Source organism: Corallococcus praedator, from assembly GCF_003612125.1.
Lineage (GTDB): Bacteria > Myxococcota > Myxococcia > Myxococcales > Myxococcaceae > Corallococcus > Corallococcus praedator.
Genome location: NZ_RAWI01000064.1, coordinates 14,876 through 31,913, shown reverse-complemented (window position 1 = coordinate 31,913; position 17,038 = coordinate 14,876). Strand labels below are relative to the sequence as shown.

Annotated in this window: 13 protein-coding genes; 8 read left to right on the top strand and 5 right to left on the bottom strand. The window is 70.2% G+C overall.

All coding sequences use genetic code 11. The features are described 5' to 3' along the window. Both D7Y13_RS11375 and D7Y13_RS11370 read left to right on the top strand, forming a co-directional pair. A partial coding sequence (locus tag D7Y13_RS11375) for a tetratricopeptide repeat protein (RefSeq protein ID WP_120630677.1) occupies positions 1-823 on the top strand: 823 nt, incomplete at its 5' end. Positions 824-965: 142 nt separating this feature from the next. Continuing rightward, a complete protein-coding gene (locus tag D7Y13_RS11370) occupies positions 966-1,328 on the top strand; it encodes a PH domain-containing protein (RefSeq protein WP_370450750.1) in 363 nt (120 codons plus the stop codon). 9 nt (positions 1,329-1,337) lie between these two features. Here D7Y13_RS11370 and D7Y13_RS11365 read toward each other — a convergent pair whose 3' ends face one another. Both D7Y13_RS11365 and D7Y13_RS11360 read right to left on the bottom strand, forming a co-directional pair. Beyond that, entirely contained in the window at positions 1,338-2,174 is an 837-nt protein-coding gene (locus tag D7Y13_RS11365; protein WP_120584269.1) for an FHA domain-containing protein, read from the bottom strand. Positions 2,175-2,301: 127 nt separating this feature from the next. After that, a complete protein-coding gene (locus D7Y13_RS11360) occupies positions 2,302-2,937 on the bottom strand; it encodes an outer membrane beta-barrel protein (RefSeq protein ID WP_120533486.1) in 636 nt (211 codons plus the stop codon). Positions 2,938-3,124: 187 nt separating this feature from the next. On the opposite strand from D7Y13_RS11360, the gene D7Y13_RS11355 reads away from it, so the two are divergent. Next, positions 3,125-4,327 (top strand): carbohydrate-binding family 9-like protein, encoded by a 1,203-nt coding sequence (locus tag D7Y13_RS11355; RefSeq protein ID WP_120584268.1) that lies wholly within the window; start codon positions 3,125-3,127, stop codon positions 4,325-4,327. Positions 4,328-4,363: 36 nt separating this feature from the next. Here D7Y13_RS11355 and D7Y13_RS11350 read toward each other — a convergent pair whose 3' ends face one another. Both D7Y13_RS11350 and D7Y13_RS11345 read right to left on the bottom strand, forming a co-directional pair. Beyond that, on the bottom strand, positions 4,364-4,624 hold the full coding sequence (locus D7Y13_RS11350) for a hypothetical protein (RefSeq protein ID WP_120533484.1): 261 nt from the start codon (positions 4,622-4,624) through the stop codon (positions 4,364-4,366). Next, a complete protein-coding gene (locus tag D7Y13_RS11345) occupies positions 4,611-7,082 on the bottom strand; it encodes a DNA internalization-related competence protein ComEC/Rec2 (protein ID WP_120584267.1) in 2,472 nt (823 codons plus the stop codon). Before D7Y13_RS11345 ends, D7Y13_RS11350 begins: the two co-directional genes overlap by 14 nt. A 191-nt stretch (positions 7,083-7,273) precedes the next feature. Here D7Y13_RS11345 and D7Y13_RS11340 point away from each other — a divergent pair, with 191 nt between their 5' ends. Next, positions 7,274-7,768: a CarD family transcriptional regulator gene (locus D7Y13_RS11340; RefSeq protein WP_120533482.1), complete on the top strand. Its 495-nt coding sequence runs from the start codon at positions 7,274-7,276 to the stop codon at positions 7,766-7,768. A gap of 119 nt (positions 7,769-7,887) precedes the next feature. Here the strand turns inward: D7Y13_RS11340 and D7Y13_RS11335 are convergent, their stop codons facing one another. Further along, complete coding sequence (locus D7Y13_RS11335; RefSeq protein ID WP_120584266.1) at positions 7,888-9,441, bottom strand: FHA domain-containing protein; 1,554 nt, start codon at positions 9,439-9,441, stop codon at positions 7,888-7,890. Positions 9,442-9,614: 173 nt separating this feature from the next. Here D7Y13_RS11335 and cysS point away from each other — a divergent pair, with 173 nt between their 5' ends. The 4 genes from cysS to uvrC all read left to right on the top strand — a co-directional run bounded on the left by cysS (position 9,615) and on the right by uvrC (position 17,028). Next, positions 9,615-11,084, top strand: coding sequence for a cysteine--tRNA ligase (gene cysS / locus D7Y13_RS11330; protein ID WP_120584265.1), 1,470 nt, complete (start codon positions 9,615-9,617; stop codon positions 11,082-11,084). A gap of 45 nt (positions 11,085-11,129) precedes the next feature. Further along, positions 11,130-12,809, top strand: a complete 1,680-nt coding sequence (locus tag D7Y13_RS11325; protein WP_120584264.1) for a M28 family metallopeptidase — start codon at positions 11,130-11,132, stop codon at positions 12,807-12,809. Between the two features lie 82 nt (positions 12,810-12,891). Then, complete coding sequence (gene uvrB, locus D7Y13_RS11320; RefSeq protein WP_120584263.1) at positions 12,892-15,060, top strand: excinuclease ABC subunit UvrB; 2,169 nt, start codon at positions 12,892-12,894, stop codon at positions 15,058-15,060. Between the two features lie 12 nt (positions 15,061-15,072). Beyond that, positions 15,073-17,028 (top strand): excinuclease ABC subunit UvrC, encoded by a 1,956-nt coding sequence (gene uvrC / locus D7Y13_RS11315; RefSeq protein WP_120584262.1) that lies wholly within the window; start codon positions 15,073-15,075, stop codon positions 17,026-17,028. Positions 17,029-17,038: the final 10 nt, after the last annotated feature.

Sequence of the window (17,038 nt, the reverse complement as noted above, 5' to 3'; positions counted from 1 at the left end):
GGCCCCCGCCGCCCGTGCGCAGGGCGCCTCCTCCGACGCGAAGCAACCCGCTCGCCCCCAGGAGGTCGCGCCCGCCCGGCACGCGGAGCCCGCGTTCGTGGAGCCGCAGCGCACCTCGCAGGCGGTGCTCGCGGCCACGCGGATCCGGGATGGGGACGCGCTGATGCGCGAGCGTCGCTACCGCGAGGCGGCGTTCGCCTTCCTCGACGCGAAGCACGCGGCGCCGGAGCACGTGGAGGCGCGCTTCAAGCTGGGCAATGCGCTGGCGGTGCTCGGCTACTACGGGCGCGCCATCGACGAGTGGGAGCAGGCTTCGCGCCTCACCCAGGACGCCGCCATTCGTCAGAGCGCGCAGGACAACATCACCCGGGCGCGCGCGAAGCAGACGGAAGCCGGCACCGCTCCGCAGGCCGTGGGGCAGACTCCTGGCTCGGGGCCCGTGGCGGACACGACGCGGGCCCAGGCCCGCCGCGCCTACGAGCAGGGCGTCCAGCACATCAGCCAGCGCGCCTACGCGGCCGCGCTCCAGACGCTGACGCAGGCCGTGCAGCAGGAACCCCTGCTCACGGTGGCCTACGTCGCGCGGGGCAGCGCCAACATCGGGCTGCGCCGGTACGCGGAGGCCGCGGCGGACTATCAGTTCGCGCTGAAGCTGGATCCGGACTCGGCGTCCCCCCTGTACGGCCTCGCGGAGGCGTACCGGGCCCTGGGGCGCAACCTGGAAGCCCGCGACCTGTACGCACGCTATGCCGCGTCCAGCGCGGCGGACGTGCGCCCGGAACTCCAGGCGGAGTCCCGACAGAAGGCCGAGCGCCTGCGCTGACTGCCCGCTCGAAGAGCAGGCGGGCATCGTCAAAGGGGCTGTCCCCGTCACTATTTTACGAGTCATGGACGGACTCGAACGGAAGGTGGAGGGGAAGCAGTCGCAGCAGGTCTTTCGCCCCCGGCGGGTGTTCGCCGCGACGATGGCGGCGGCAGGCCTGCTGTGGCTCGGGGTGCTCGTCTACCTGTTCAACTTCGACGGGGTGCCGCTGAAGACGTTCCTGTCCGCGGGCTTCTTCGTCCTCTTCTTCGCGGTGTCCCTCACCTACTACGGGCGCACCCGCATCGAGGTGGACTCCCGAGGCATCACCTGCCGGGGCATGGTGCGCACCCGGCGCTTCTCCTTCGCGGACATCCGCAAGCTGGACGTGCTCCCCGGCCCGGTGACGGTCTACGCCATCCGGGGCAGCAAGGGCTTCGTGCACTTCACCAGCTTCTTCCGCCACCACCGCTACCTGGCCTCGCTCCTGGTGGAGCGCGCGGGCCTGTCCCCGCTGCCCGGCTGATGCGCGGCCTCACCCCGCTGACGCCAGCACGTAGGTGAGGAGCAACCCGATGAGCGCCAGCACCGCGCCCACGGCGATGAGCCACCCCTCCGAGCGCGAGCGCCGCGGACCGCGTTCGGGAGCAAGGGGCGCCTCCGTCGACGCGTCGGCATCTGAAACCATGGGGAGGGCGTGCCCACCGCCGTCCGGAGCGTCGTCGAACGCCGCCTGGAAGCGCAGCAGGGAACGCCCCAACTCGACGACGTCGCCATCCGCCAGCGTCCCGGGCGCCTCCAGGCGCACGCCGTTGAGGAACACGCCGTTGGGCGTCCCCAGGTCCTCCAGCAGGAATCCCAGTCCTTCGCGACGGATCCGCGCGTGCAGGCGGGACACGGCCCGGTCCCGCAGCCGCAGGGCCACTCCTTCTCCCCGGCCAATGTCCGTGTGGGCCTCCGCGAGGGCGTGACAGCGGCCCACGTCCAGCCCGGTGAGGCAGGTGATGGAGGCGGCGCGCGAGGGACGCGACTCCACCTCCGTCAGCAGTCCCTTGAGCACCGCCACGGTGCCCACGCCGCGCTCGGGGGCGCTCGGCTCGGCGAGCACGCGCAGACACATGCCGTCGGGAAGGCCCAGCACTTCGCCGGGCAGCACCAGGCGCGACACGCCGGGCAGCACGCGCACCGCGTTCACGGTGAAGCTGCGCACGGCCTCCACCATCAGGCGCTGGGACTCGATGCGCAGGGTCAACAACCCTGGCGGCAGGCCGTCCAGATGGACGTGGTCCTCGGGGCCGCCTCCCAGCAGGTGCTGGCCTTCGGTCAGCTCGAACGGGGTGGGGGTGCCCAGGTGCTCGAATTCGAAGCGCATGCGAACGCCCGGCAGCAAGCGTCACGCCTGCCGCCGGGCGCTGGATTTTCGCGCGGTTGCCCCGCGCCCCCATCCATCCCGCGCCTTCCGTGTCCGGAGGTCGGGACGGCGGGAGTCCGTGGAACGTCTAGAAGGTGGCACCCAGGTTGAGCGTGCCGATGTAGCGGCCGCCCTTGCTGAAGGTCTCGTCACCGCCCAGGTCCACGTCGGACGCCGGTAGCGACGCGGCGAACCCCTGGTCGAACAGGAAGTTGTAGTTCACGCGCGCGTCCGCGGTGAAGCTGCCCAACTGCAGGCGCAGGCCACCGCCCACCGGCACGTTGCCCACCGTGTCGTCCTGGAAGCCCGGCGCGATGGCGCGCACGTTGTAGCGGCTGACGCCCACGCCGCCCATGACGTACGGCTGCAGCCGCGTGGCCGTGAGGCCAATCGTCACCGCGCCCTGCACACCGTTGCGCACGATGTCCGGCCCGTTCGCGTTCGTCGCCAGCACGCCGCCCGTGTTGAACTCGCTGACGCTGCCCGTGTAGCCCAGCTCCACGCCCACCACGTTCGTCGGCTTGAGGCCAATCGTCACGCCGTACGCGAGGCCGGGATCAATCTGCGTCCGCAGCGCGTCGGTGTAGCCCTCGACGCCGCCGCCCACCATGAATGAAAGGCCCCGCGTGTTCGTGGACCTGCGCAGCTCCGTCGAAGCCGCTTGCGCGGAACCCGCCGCCAACACCGAGATCGCCACCGCTCCCGCCATCAGTCCCTTGTTCATCTGGTTACCCCTCCCTGTGATGGACCGAAACATGGGGTGCCCTTTCGGGCACGCCAACAGGGACTGGGGGGCCCGACAGCTCGGCCGCCCTCCCTTGCGGACGGGTTGCCCATGCATGGGAACGCGCTGTCCCACCGGCGGAAGAACGCTTCCCGGAAGGCGGGGAAGGGTAGACTGCGTGACTTCGATGCGCGTCCATCCCTGCGTCCTGCTCCCGCTGTTGTCCTCCCTCGTGCTCGTCGGCGCCTGCCGCGACGAACAGGCGGGGCCCGCCCACCGCGCGCCCCGGCTGCCCGCGCCCACGACGCTCCGGACGCTGGATGCGGCCCCGGCGGAGCTCACCCTCCGGAGCGGCGCCACGTTCGCGGGCGGCGCCATCGTCTACCTGGGAACGCGCGTGACGCCGGAGAAGGCCCAGCCCGGGCAGCCGGTGAAGCTCGCGCACTACTTCCAGGCGGTGCGCGCGCCCCCGCAGGGCTTCCACTTCTTCGTGCACGTGGTGGAGCCGGAGAGCGGCCAGATGATCAGCAACGCCGACCACGAGTTCCAGGACGGCGCCGCGCCGCTGGAGACGTGGCCGGTGGGCAAGGTCGTGGAGGACGTGCACTCCGTCACCATGCCGGGCAGCCCCGGCCGCGTGGTGCTGGGCTTCTGGCGCGACGATGAGCGCCTGGCGGTGGACAACCCCCGCGTGCAACTGGGCGCCAACCGCGTGCGCGGTCCGCTGCTGGGCGGCGAGCCTCCCGCGCTGCCGGAGTACACCGTCACGCGGGTGAAGAAGGCGCCCGTGCTCGACGGCGTGCTCGACGATGAGGCGTGGAAGGGTGCGAAGCCTGTGACGCTGGTGGGCAGCTTCGACGGCCGCGCCCCCCGGCTGCGCACCCAGGCGCGCCTCGTCTACGACGACGCGTACCTGTACGTGGCCTTCGACGTGGAGGACCCGGACGTCTGGGGCACGCTGCGCAACCGCGACGACTCCATCTACGAGCAGGAGGTCGTGGAGGTGTTCCTCGACGCCAACGCGGACGGGCGCACGTACAACGAGCTGGAGGTGTCCCCGCACAACGTCCTCTTCGACGCGTACTTCCCCGCGCGGCGCCAGGGCATGGACCTGTCGTGGGACTCGGGAATGAAGACGGCGGTGAAGGTGCGCGGCACGCTGGACGACGCGTCGGACCGCGACGAGGGCTGGAGCGTGGAGCTGGCCATCCCGTTCAAGAACCTGGCGGAGGTGCCCCACATCCCGCCCGAGCCCGGGGAGCGCTGGCGCTTCAACCTCTACCGGTTGGAGCACCACGACCGCAGGCAGGTGGAAGGCCAGGCCTTCTCACCCCTCTTCATTGGGGACTTCCATGCCCTGCCGCGCTTCGCGTGGCTCATCTTCCAGTAGGAAGGGCCACCCGGCGCGCGGCGGCACGGCCCTCCGTCACGCGTGCGGAGAGATGTCCCAGGGCGCGTCCGCGACCGAGCGCTCCGACGGATCTCCCAGGAAGCGCACGAAGCCTCGCGCCTCCAGCGTGTCGACGAGCTCCTCGGCCTCCAGCTCGGAGAAGTGGTTGCTCCGCATGTCGAGCAGCATGTCGCGCATCAGGGACTTGCCGCGCAGGTAGCCCACGGGCTCGCCCGGGCCGAGCTTGGACTTCAGGTCGGCGGTCAACTGCTGGAGATCAAGGTCATCGGAAATCATCGGCGCTACGGTGGGTCTGCTTCCCACTTGCCGCAACGGGCAGGGGGGCCTCCTCGACGTGCGGCAGGAAGGAGACCAGGCGGACGTCCTGGCCGTCGCTCTCCAGCGTGACGGCGCCATCCCGGTCGGTGCGCCAGCACTCGGTGCCCAGGGCCCGGTAGCGCGCCTCCACCTCCGGATGCGGGAAGCCGAACCGGTTTCGCCGGCCCACGCAGAACACCGCGTGACGCGGCCGCGTGCGGGCCAGCAGCGGCGCGGTGGAAGAGGTGCGCGAGCCATGGTGCGGCACCTTCAACACCGTGACCGTCCCCACGGCCTCTTCGAGCGCGGCCTCGCCGTCCTCCTCCACGTCGCCCGCCAGCAGCACGGTGACGTCGCCATGGCGCACGCGCAGCACCACGCTCCGGTCGTTCGCGCCCTCCATCAACTCCCGGTCCACCGGAGGCCCCAGCACCTCCAGCGTCGCTTCGCCCAGCGTGAACGGGGGATGCCCCACCTGCACCTCTTCCACGACCGCGCCCGGAGCGGCCGCCGCGACGCGCCGGGAGAGGGGACCGTCGGTGGTGCCCGCGGACATCCACAGCCGCTCAGGAGGCACCCGCGCCAGCGTGGACACCATCCCGAGCGCATGGTCCGGATGGGGATGCGACAGCACCGCGAGATCCAACCGGGAGACCCCCTCGGCCTTGAGGAAGGGCAGCACGAAGCGCTCCCCGGTGTCCGCGCCCTCCGGGACGCCGCCCCCGTCCACCAGCGCATGGTGACCCCGGGAGCGGAGCACCACCGCGTCGCCCTGGCCCACCGACAGGAACGTGATGCGCAGCGCGGGCTCCGGGGCGAGCCCGGGAAGCAGCACGGCGCCCAGCACGGCCAGGGGCGTGAGCACACCCACGTAGCGCCAGCGTCCTGAACCCAGCGCCCAGCACAGCAGCCCCACCGCGTACGCGATGGAGAGGAGCACCCCCAGGCCGGGCACCTCCACCGCCGCGAAGGGCACCGAGGCAAAGCCCCGCGTCAGCGCCAGCAGCAGCTCAGAGGCCCACGCGCCCGCCCACAGCACCGGGGTCGCCAGCACGGGGGCCACGACGAAGAGCGCCGCGCCGCCCGCCGCGAGTCCGGTGAGCAGGCCACACAGGGGCAGGGCGACGATGTTGGACACGAGCCCCGCCAGACTCACCCGCCCGAACGCCGCCGCCACCACGGGCAGGCCCACGAGCGTCGCCGCGGCGCTGGCGCACAGCGTCTGCGCCACCGCCTCCTTCGCCTGCGCGGCCCAGCGCTTCAGCCGGCGGGGTTCGGAAGGGTCGGGCCGGTCCACGGGCAGCGCCTCGCGCAGCGCGGGCGACAGCAGCACCAGCCCCAGCACGGCGAGGAACGACAGCCGGAGCGACAGGTCCACCACGCTGGAGGGCGTCCACGCCACCAGCACGAGCGCCGCCAGCGACAGGCCGTTGAGCCCGTCCGCGCGCCGCCACAGGCCCAGCCCCAGCAGCACCGCCGTGGCCATCACCGCCGAGCGCACCGCCGGGGCCTGGTTCCCCGTGAAGAGCACGTAGGCCCAGACGAAGGGCACCGCCGCCGGGGCCGCCACCCGCCGGGCCTCCAGCGCGCGCCACCGTCCTCCCAGCCGCACCAGCGCCCGCCGCAGGAGCGCCAGCGTCATCAAGGCCAGCGCCGCCACGTGCAGCCCGCTGACGCTGAGCACGTGCGCGAGCCCCGCCCGCGAGAACGCATCCTCCCAGGCGTCGTCCAGCTCCGCGCGCTGGCCCGCCGCGAGCGTCAGGAACAGCGCCGCCGCGTCCGGGGACGGCGCCACCCGGCGCACCGCCACCCCCAGCCGGCTTCGGAGGCCCTCCAGCGTCAGCCGCCACGCCTGGGCAGGGGAGAGCACCAACAGGCGCTCCGGAGCGAAGCCTCCCGTGAAGGCCACGCCCTGCCGCCGCCGCGCCGACGCGAAGTCCCGCTCGCCCGGATTGGACGGCGGCGCATCCGGGATGAGCCGGGCCTCCACCCGCACGCGTTGCCCGGGTTGCAGGTCCAGGCCTCCACCCCGGCCGGAGAGGCTGACACGGAAGCGGGCGGCGACCTCCGGACCCGTGGCGGGGCCTGCCCGCGATACGGCCAGCCTCAAGCGGGTGGCGCCATCGAAGCGCTCCACGCGCTCCAGCTCACCCTCCAGCCGCGCGCTTCCACCGTCCGCCAGCGCCGGGGGGACCTCCACCCGGGCCTCGAAACCGGAAAGACCCGCCCCGGTGAGGCCCAGGGCGACGAGCACCGCCAGATGGGCTCCCGGCAATGGACCGAGCGCCGTCCCCACCAGTCCCAGACAAAGCGCGCAGAGGAGAAATACCTCGGCGGCGCTCCCTGTTCCGGTTGCCCAGAGGGCGCCGAGCGTGAGGCTCAGCGCAGGAAAGAACAAAGGACGCGTGCCCAGGTCGCGCCACGCATAACGAACCAACACCCACCCCCACCCACCACCGTGTCCGTCATGCGGCGCTCGTACCCTGAGCCATTCCGCACACAAAACCGGACACCGTAGTGCGGCCCGCTTCGGGTGGTCAAGGCGATTTCGTTGCCCGTGGATGTGGTTTGTGGTAGTAGTGGCCGGCTTGAAGGCCGGGGTCGAAGCTTTCTCCAAGGAGGCAGTTAGTGCAGACCAGCTTCAAGACTGGTGACAAGGCGGTTTATCCGGGCCAGGGCGTCGGCGAGGTGATGGGCATCGAGCACACCGAGGTCGCCGGGCAGCGCCAGTCGTTCTACGTGCTGCGCATCCTGGAGAACGGGATGCGGATCATGATCCCCATCAACAAGGTCGGTTCTGTCGGCCTGCGGGAGATCATCAGCGAGGAGGACGTCAAGCAGGTCTACTCCATCCTTCGCGAGAAGGACATCTCGGTGGACTCGACGACGTGGAACCGTCGCTACCGCGAGTACATGGAGAAGATCAAGACGGGCTCCGTCTTTGAAATCGCGGAGGTGCTGCGCGACCTGTACCTGCTCAAGGGTGACAAGGACCTGTCGTTCGGCGAGCGCAAGATGCTCGACACGGCACGCTCGCTGCTCATCAAGGAGCTGTCGCTGGCCAAGGACTGCACCGAGGAAGAGGTCGAGTCGGACCTGAAGAAGATCTTCAACCTCGCCTGATGCCTTCGCAGCGCGGCGGGCCCACCGGCCGCCGTGCTCGCATTCCTCGCCCCGGGTTCCCTCGTTGGGACTCGGGGCGTCGTGTTTCTGGAGGGCGCCCCACGCTGAGCGCCCGCGCCTCACTGCGCGGACGGGGTGCCCTGTGCGTCGAGCGCCGCCAACTGGGTGCGGGCCTCGGCGTTGGAGGCGTCGTGCTTCAGGGCGGCGTTGAAGGCCGCGCGCGCGTCGGCCCAGCGGCTGGCGCGGACGGCGTCCCTGCCGGTGCTCACGTAGAGGCCGGCGAGCTGTCGCCGGAGCGCGGCCCCGTGGCGGCTCCAACCCTGGGACACGTCCTGGTCCAGCCGCACGGCGGCGCTGAGTGCATCGAGCGCCCGGGGCGTGTCGTTGCGGGCCAGCGCGGCCTGGGCGGTATCCCTGGCGGTCTGGAAGCGGGTGAGCTGCTGCACCAGCGGCGCGAGGTTCGCGCGCCGCGCCTGGGCCAGGGCGCCCGCGACGTCGCCGGACTCGTAGCGGGCGAGGATGGCTTCGCGCGCGCCCTCATCTGGAGGGCCGTTCACGGCGGCCGCCACCGGGCCCTTCCGGGCGGTCGAGGCTGCTTTCGGCGCGTCCTCGCGAGCGATGTCCGAGGCACCGGAAGCTGGCTCCACGCTCTTCGCTGAAGTCGTGCTCCCGCGCAGGCCCCGGGCGATGTCCGTCGCGCTTGGCCCCTCGCCTGCCTTCGCGGTTGCGTGCTGTCCACGGGCCGGTTCGCCCGAGCCGGGAGTCTCCCCTGCATTCGCGGCCGCCGTGTCTTCGCTCGGCCCTATCGGAGCCCCCTTCACGCCAGCGGCAGCAGCAGGCTCCACGGATCCGGAGGGCTCCGTCCCCCGCCCCGCCTCGACGCCACGAACATCCTTCTTCGCCGGGGTGCTCGCGCCCTTCGCGGACGTCCCTTCCGTCGCGGTCCGTGCCGGTGACGCGTCCGTCATCCGCATGGCCACCAGGCTGATCAGCGCCGCCACCGCGGAGCCCACGACGGCCGCCGCCAGGGCCACGACGACGACGCCCACCGAGCGCTTCCCACCGCGCGGCAGGATGGGATCCAACGCGGTCTTGATCTCCATTGGTGACGCGCCCGAACCGCGCAGGCGCAGCGCCGCGTTGCCCAGGCTCAGCTCGTCGCCGGGCCGGATCTCCACCTCGCCCTTGATGCGCGAGCGGTTGACGAACGTGCCGTTCTGGCTGCCCAGGTCGCGCACGGCGAAGGCATTGCCGCGCCGGGTGAGCTGCGCATGGCGCCGGCTGATGGACGCGTGCTGGAGCCGCAGGTCGGACGTGGAGGAACGGCCCAGCGTGATGGAGCCCTGGTGCAGCGGCACGAGCTGTCCCGCGCCCGGCCCCCGCTCCACGTACAGGAACGCGGGCGACAGGCCCGGATCCGAGTACTCCTTCTGCCAGTCGTAGCGGGGCGACAGCTCCCGGTCGGACTTCGACCGCTCGCCCGGCCCCCGCCGCTTCACCTTCCGGGAACCCGCCGGATACTGGGGCACCCGCTGGGGCCGCGGATCATCCGCCTGGAGGGGCGCCACCTCGTCGTCGTCGAACGGCAGCTCCTCGGCCGGTTCCTCCTTGGCCGCCTGCTGTCCCGGCGGGCGGGGAGGGCGCGGCGGACGCTTGGGATTCGGCGGGGCCATGCGGGCCATTCTCCCAGGTTGCGGGGCCGCGAACAGGGCCCCTGCCGGCGTTTCCGAGGTTGTCCAACGCTTCCCGCGTCAAAGGCTGGCCTGTGTGGGACGGGGGATCCTAGAGTGTGTACCGCGTCGCGCAAGTGTCGCGCCCGCCCCGCTCGCTAGGAGGACCCTCCACCGTGGCCCCCTCATCCATCCGGCTCTTCAACACGATGTCCATGCAGAAGGAGCCGCTGGAGCCGCTCGTGCCCGGCGAGGTGAAGGTCTACGTCTGTGGGCCCACCGTCTACAGCTACATCCATATCGGGAACGCACGCACCTTCACGTCGTTCGACGTGGTGGTCCGCTACCTGCGCTACCGGGGCTTCAAGGTGACGTACGTGCGCAACTACACGGACGTCGACGACAAGATCATCAAGGCCGCGCACGAGACGGGTGAATCCCCCGTGGAGCTCGCGTCGCGCTTCGTGGAGATCTTCCGCGAGGACACCCGCGCCCTGCACCTGCGCGAACCGGACGTGTCCCCGCGCGTCAGCGAAACGATCCCAGAGATCATCGCCATCATCCAGACGCTGGTGGACAAGGGCTTCGCCTACGAGGCGAAGGGCGATGTGTACTTCGCGGTCGGCAAGGACGAGGACTACGCGAAGCTGTCCAAGCGCAACCTGGACGAACTGTGCCAGGGCGAGCGCGTGCACCCCGGCGAGCTCAAGCGCGAGCCCCTGGACTTCGCCCTGTGGAAGGCGGCGAAGCCCGGCGAGCCGTCATGGGACAGCCCGTGGGGCAAGGGCCGTCCGGGCTGGCACATCGAGTGCTCCGCGATGAGCGAGAAGTACCTGGGCCGCTCGTTCGACATCCACGGCGGGGCGTTGGACCTCATCTTCCCCCACCACGAGAACGAGATCGCCCAGAGCGAGTCCGCCACCGGCCAGGAGATGGCGAAGTACTGGATGCACTGCGGCTTCCTCGACCTGGAAGGCGCGAAGATGTCCAAGTCGCTGGGCAACGTGGTGCGCCTGCGCGACGCGCTCGCCAAGGTGGACGCGGAGGCGCTGCGCTTCTTCTTCCTGTCCACGCACTACCGCCACCCGCTGAGCTTCGGGGAGAAGGCGCTCCAGGACGCGGAGATGCGCATGGAGTACTTCTACGAAACGCTGCGCAAGGTGGACGAGCGCGTGGCGGGCAAGGACTTCGGCAAGGGCCCGCTGCACGGCGACCCCGCGCGCTTCCTCACGGAGTTCGAGTCCTCCATGGACGACGACTTCAACACCGCCGGAGCGCTGGGCGCGCTGTCGGGCCAGTTCGGGTTGATGAACGAACTGACCGACAAGCCGCCCGTGAAGGACAAGCCGCTGGTGGGCCGCACCCTCCAGGCGCTGCGCGAGCAGGTGCGTGAAGCCTCCCGCGTGCTGGGCCTCTTCGAGGACGATCCGGCGGACTGGCTCCTGCGCCGCCGCGACCGCGCCGTGCGCGAGCGCGGCATCGACGTGGCGGAGGTGGAGCGGCTGCTCGCCGAGCGGACCGCCGCGCGAGCCGCGAAGGACTTCGCCGCGGCGGACCGCGTGCGCACCACCCTCAAGGAGCGCGGCGTGGACATCATGGACACGCTTGGCGGCACCTCGTGGAAGGTGGCGGCGCCCGCGTCCTGAAAACCCGCTGGGGGCGCCCTGGCCGGCCATGCTAGGCCAGGGCGCATGAGGCTCCTTCCGGCCGTCCTGTTCGTCGCCCTGTCCTCGGCGTCCGCCCTCGCGGCGGGCGCTGCGTCCATCACGCGCCAGGAGAAGGTGGCCCAGCAGGCCATCACCCCGGATCTGCTGCGCGCGCACGTGCGCTTCCTCGCGAGCGACCTGCTGGAGGGACGCGGCCCCGGCACGCGGGGCGACGCGCTGGCGCAGGAGTACATCGCCGCGCAGTTGGAGGGCCTGGGCCTGAAGCCCGGCGCCCCGGACGGCGGCTACCTGCAGCGCTTCGACCTGATGGGCATCAACAGCCATCCGGGCGCGATGACGGTCCAGGCGAAGTCGGGCCGCATGGAGCTCAAGACCCGCGACGACTTCATCGCCGTGTCCGGCGTGCAGGCCCCGGAGGCGAAGCTGGACGCGTCCGAGCTGGTGTTCGTGGGCTACGGCATCGTCGCGCCGGAGTTCCAGTGGGACGACTTCAAGGGCGTGGACCTGAAGGGCAAGACGCTGGTCATCCTCAACAATGATCCGGAGGAGGATCCGCGCCTGTTCGCGGGCAAGACGCGCCTCTGGTACGGCCGCTGGGACTACAAATACGAGCAGGCGGCGAAGACGGGCGCGGCGGGCGCCATCATCATCCACACCACGCCCAGCGCGGGCTACCCGTGGCAGGTGGTGCGCACGTCGTGGACGGGGGAGCAGTTCGAACTGCCCGCCGGTGACGCGCCCCGCCTCCAGGTGAAGGCGTGGACCACCGAGGACGCCACGAAGCAGGTGCTGAAGCTCGCGGGCCACGACCTGGAGGCGCTGCGCGCCGCCGCGCAGAAGCGGGACTTCCGCCCGGTGCCGCTGGGCGTGACGGTGTCGCTGCGCATCACCAGCGAGGTGCACCGCCGGCCCACCGCGAACGTCCTGGCCCTCCTGCCGGGCAGCGACCCTGTGCTGTCGAAGGAGGTGGTGCTCTACACCGCGCACCATGATCACCTGGGCAAGAAGGACGACGGCAAGCCCGGTGACGACGTCATCTACAACGGCGCGGTGGACAACGCGTCCGGCGTGGCCGCGATGCTCTCCGTGGCCCGGGCCTTCTCCGCGCTGCCCACGGCCCCGCGCCGCTCCATCCTCTTCGCCGCGGTGGCCGCGGAGGAGTACGGCCTGCTGGGCTCCGCGTACCTGGCCGCGAACCCACCGGTGCCCACGGGCCGCATCGCCGCGAACATCAACGTGGACGGCGCCAACATCCTGGGCCGCACGCGCGACATCACCGTCATCGGCCTGGGCAAGTCCAGCCTGGACGGCTTCGTCACCGCGATGGCGAAGACCCAGGGGCGCACGGTGAAGGCGGATCAGCTCTCCGACCGCGGCTTCTTCTACCGGTCGGATCAATTCAACTTCGCGCGCATGGGCATCCCGGCCGCCTACTTCGGCAGCGGCATGGACTTCATCGGCAAGCCGGAGGGCTGGGGCCGCGAACAGCGGGGCGTGTGGGAGCTGAAGCACTACCACCAGCCCTCCGACGAACTGCGGCCGGAGTGGGACCTGTCCGGCGCCGTGGAGGACACCCGGCTGTTCTTCCTGGTGGGGGCCCAGGTGGCGCGCGCGCCGCAGATGCCGAAGTGGAACCCGGGCGATGAATTCGAGGCTGCCCGCCTGAGGTCCCTGGAGGCACTGAAGGGAGCGCCCGGGAAGTAGGGGGCCGTCTTTTCCGTCTTTTGGCGGACGGGCGTGCACGAAGGTTCAGTGGGGGGCCATCCGGGATGTTAGATCCCTGCCCATGCCGGAGTTCCAACTCGTCAGTGACCATTCGCCCCAGGGCGACCAGCCCAGGGCCATCGGTGAGTTGACCGAGGGCCTGCTGCGCGGCGACCGCTACCAGACCCTCCTGGGCGTCACCGGTTCGGGCAAGACGTTCACGATGGCGAACCTCATCGCCAACGTGCAGCGGCCCACGCTGGTCATCGCGCACAACAAGACGCTGGCCGCGCAGCTCTACGGTGAGTTCAAGGGCCTGTTCCCGAACAACGCCGTCGAGTACTTCGTCTCCTATTACGACTACTACCAGCCCGAGGCCTACGTTCCGTCGACGGACACCTTCATCGAGAAGGACTCGTCCATCAACGAGAACATCGAACGGATGCGCCACTCGGCGACGCACAGCCTGCGCACGCGCGACGACGTCATCATCGTGGCCAGCGTGTCCTGCATCTACGGCCTGGGTGCCGCGCGCAGCTACGTGGACCTGGCCATCCGCGCGCAGGTGGGCGAGGACATGGGCCGCGACGGCTTCATGCGCAAGCTCGTGGAGGCCCAGTACGAGCGCAACGACCTGGACTTCCACCGCGGCACCTTCCGCGCCCGGGGCGACACCGTGGAGGTGTTCCCCATCTACGAGGAAGAGCGCGCCGTGCGCGTCAGCTTCTTCGGCGACGAGGTGGAGCGCATCACCGAGTTCGACCCGCTGCGCGGCGTGACGCTGGGGCAGTTGGAGAAGATCGTCATCTTCCCCGCCAGCCACTACGTCGCGGGCCCGGAGGCGCGCCAGAGCGCCATGCGCACCATTCGCGAGGAACTGGCGGAACAGCTCCAGAAGTTCAAGGCGGAAGGCAAGCTGCTGGAGGCGCAGCGGCTGGAGCAGCGCACCATGTTCGACCTGGAGATGATCGAACAGGTCGGCTACTGCAACGGCATCGAGAACTATTCGCGCCACTTCACCGGGCGCGCGCCGGGCGAGTCGGCCCCGTGCCTCATCGACTACTTCCCGCGCAACATGCTGGTGCTCATCGACGAGAGCCACCAGACGGTGTCCCAGATTGGCGCCATGTACCGCGGTGACCGCGCGCGCAAGGAGACGCTGGTCAACTTTGGCTTCCGCATGCCCAGCGCCCTGGACAACCGGCCGCTGAAGTTCGTGGAGTTCGAGGAGATGGTGCAGCAGGCCGTCTTCGTCTCCGCCACGCCCGCCGAGTACGAGCTGCAGAAGTCCAAGGGCGTGGTGGTGGAGCAGATCATCCGCCCCACGGGCCTCATCGATCCGGAGGTGGAGACGCGCCCCGCCGGCAACCAGGTGGACGACCTCTTGGAAGAGGTCCGCGTGCGCGTGTCGCGCAATGAGCGCGTGCTGGTGACGACGCTCACCAAGCGCATGGCGGAGGACCTCACCGAGTACTACAGCGACGTGGGCGTGAAGGTGCGCTACCTGCACTCGGACATCGACGCCATCCAGCGCATGGCCATCATCCGCGACCTGCGCCGGGGCGAGTTCGACGTGCTCGTGGGCATCAACCTGCTGCGCGAGGGCCTGGACATCCCGGAGGTGTCGCTCGTCGCCATCCTGGACGCGGACAAGGAAGGCTTCCTGCGCAGCCACGTGTCGCTCATCCAGACCATCGGCCGCGCGGCGCGCAACCTGAACGGCCGCGTCATCATGTACTCGGATCAGATGACGGACTCGATGAAGCGGGCCATCGAGGAGACGTCCCGCCGCCGCACCATCCAGACCGCCTACAACACCGAGCACGGCATCACGCCGCGTTCGGTGAAGAGCAACATCCAGAACTTCTCCGAGAACATCCCGGACTACGACGCTCAGGCCGGCGCGCTGCCCATGGCGGCGGAAGGGGAGAACGACCTGCTGGAGGCCAAGGAGATCAAACGCCTCATCGGGGAGTTCAACCAGGAGATGCTCAAGGCCGCGGACGACATGCAGTTCGAGAAGGCCGCCGAGTTCCGCGACCGCGTCCAGCTGCTCAAGGACATGGACCTGGGCCTCAAGCCGCCGTCCAGGTCGCTCCTGCGCGCGCCGCCCAAGGCGGTGGACGCGCCGGGCACCACCCCGAAGAAGGGGGGGCGCGGACGTGGGCGTCCGTCGGGCGGCGGTTCGTCCGGCGGGACTTCAGGCGGTTCCCCGGGGAAGCCGTCCGGCCGCTCGCGGGCGAAGAACTAGGAGCCATCCCCCATGGACATCCGGCTGCAGGAGAAGCTGGACGCGCTGCCCACCGAGCCCGGCGTGTACCTGATGAAGGACAAGCGCGGGCAGATCATCTACGTCGGCAAGGCCATCAACCTTCGCAGCCGGGTGCGCAGCTACTTCACCCGCACCGGCGACACCCGCGTCTTCGTGTCCATGCTGGACACGATGCTGGGCGACCTGGAGACGGTGCTCGTCCACAACGAGAAGGAAGCCCTCCTCCTCGAAAACGAGCTGATCAAAAAGCACAAGCCGCGCTTCAACGTCCTGCTCAAGGACGACAAGCAGTTCATCTCCCTGCGCCTGGACCGCCACCAGCCATTCCCCCGGCTGGAGGTGGTGCGCAAGTATGAGAAGGACGGCGCGCGCTACTTCGGCCCGTACTCCAGCGCGGGCGCCATCCGCGAAACGCTGCGCCTCATCAACCGCTTCTTCCAGTTGCGCACCTGCACGGACCACGTGCTGGCCAACCGCAAGCGGCCGTGCCTGCTCCATCAAATCGGGCGGTGCCCGGCCCCGTGCGTCTTCCCGGTGTCCCAGGAGGACTACCGCAAGAGCGTGGACGAGGTGGCCATGTTCCTGGAGGGCAAGGCGGGGGAGCTGACCGAAGGGCTGCGCATGCGCATGAAGCGCGCGGCGTCCGAGCTGAAGTTCGAGGAGGCCGCTCGGGTGCGCGACCAGCTGCTCGCCATTGAACGCAGCCTGGAGCGCCAGAAGGTGGCGACCAGCGACTTCAAGGACCAGGACGTGTTCGCCTTCTTCCGCGAGGGCGACCGCATCCTGTTCTACGTGCTGCACGTGCGGCAGGGCCGGCTCAACGGCGGCCAGGCCTTCCCCTTCGGCAGCCAGGAGTTCCCGGACGACGAGCTGCTCGCCTCGTTCGTGAACCTCTACTACGACCAGGGCGGCTTCGTGCCGGAGGAGGTGCTCCTGCCCCTGGAGCCCGGCGACGGCACGGACGGCCTGGAGGCCCTGCTCACCGAGCGCCGGGGCGACCGCGTGAAGGTGTTCGTCCCCAAGCGCGGGGAGAAGCATGAACTGGTGAACATGGCGGTGAAGAACGCGGAGCAGGCGTTCGTGGAGCGAAAGCGCACCAAGGACGAGACGGACACGGTCTTGTCACGGCTCCAGTCCAAGCTGGGCCTGCGCAACTTCCCGCGCCGGATGGAGTGCTACGACATCTCCCACTTCCAGAGCTCCTCCATCGTCGCCTCGCAGGTGGCGGTGACGGACGGGGAGACGGACAAGTCGCGCTACCGCAAGTACAAGATCAAGACGGTGGACAAGCAGGACGACTTCGCCAGCATGTACGAGGTCATCACCCGCCGGCTCAAGCGGGGCCTGGAGGATGGGGACCTGCCGGACCTGCTCGTCATCGACGGTGGCAAGGGCCAGCTCGCCAGCGCGCACGCGGCCATGAAGGACCTGGGCGTGGAGGGCGTGGACGTGGTGGGCCTGGCCAAGAGCCGCGACCAGGAGGTCTTCGACCGGGACGCGGAGAGCGCGAAGAGCCCCGAGCGCGTCTTCGTGCTGGGCCGCAAGGACCCCATCGTCCTGCCCCAGAACTCGGCGGAAATGTTCATGCTCACGCGCATGCGTGACGAAGCCCACCGCTTCGCCATCACCTTCCAGGGCAAGTCCATGCGAAAGAGCGCCATGCGCTCGGCGCTGGAGGACATTCCCGGCGTGGGCGAAGGAAGGCGGAAGATGTTGCTGCGCCACTTCGGTTCTCTCAAGCGGGTGGGGGACGCCAGCATCGAGGAGCTGGCCGAAGTCGTAGGGCCGGCGATGGCCGAGCGCGTCCACGCGGGCCTGCATGGCGACCCCGAGGACGACACCGAGGACCCGGTGCGCGAAGCCAGCCTGGACGACGCGAGCGAACCGTCGCGGGAAAAAGCAGCGCACGAAAAAGCGGATGGAGGGTCGCCACCGGGTACGGCATGATTAAGTTCCG

Bases quoted from the DNA above. Each gene is read 5' to 3' on its own strand.
- D7Y13_RS11370 (WP_370450750.1), top strand. From the start codon at position 966: ATGGCGGCGGCAGGCCTGCTGTGGCTCGGGGTGCTCGTCTACCTGTTC.
- D7Y13_RS11365 (WP_120584269.1), bottom strand. From the start codon at position 2,174: ATGCGCTTCGAATTCGAGCACCTGGGCACCCCCACCCCGTTCGAGCTG.
- D7Y13_RS11360 (WP_120533486.1), bottom strand. From the start codon at position 2,937: ATGAACAAGGGACTGATGGCGGGAGCGGTGGCGATCTCGGTGTTGGCG.
- D7Y13_RS11355 (WP_120584268.1), top strand. From the start codon at position 3,125: ATGCGCGTCCATCCCTGCGTCCTGCTCCCGCTGTTGTCCTCCCTCGTG.
- D7Y13_RS11350 (WP_120533484.1), bottom strand. From the start codon at position 4,624: ATGATTTCCGATGACCTTGATCTCCAGCAGTTGACCGCCGACCTGAAG.
- D7Y13_RS11335 (WP_120584266.1), bottom strand. From the start codon at position 9,441: ATGGCCCCGCCGAATCCCAAGCGTCCGCCGCGCCCTCCCCGCCCGCCG.
- D7Y13_RS11325 (WP_120584264.1), top strand. From the start codon at position 11,130: ATGAGGCTCCTTCCGGCCGTCCTGTTCGTCGCCCTGTCCTCGGCGTCC.
- uvrB (WP_120584263.1), top strand. From the start codon at position 12,892: ATGCCGGAGTTCCAACTCGTCAGTGACCATTCGCCCCAGGGCGACCAG.
- uvrC (WP_120584262.1), top strand. From the start codon at position 15,073: ATGGACATCCGGCTGCAGGAGAAGCTGGACGCGCTGCCCACCGAGCCC.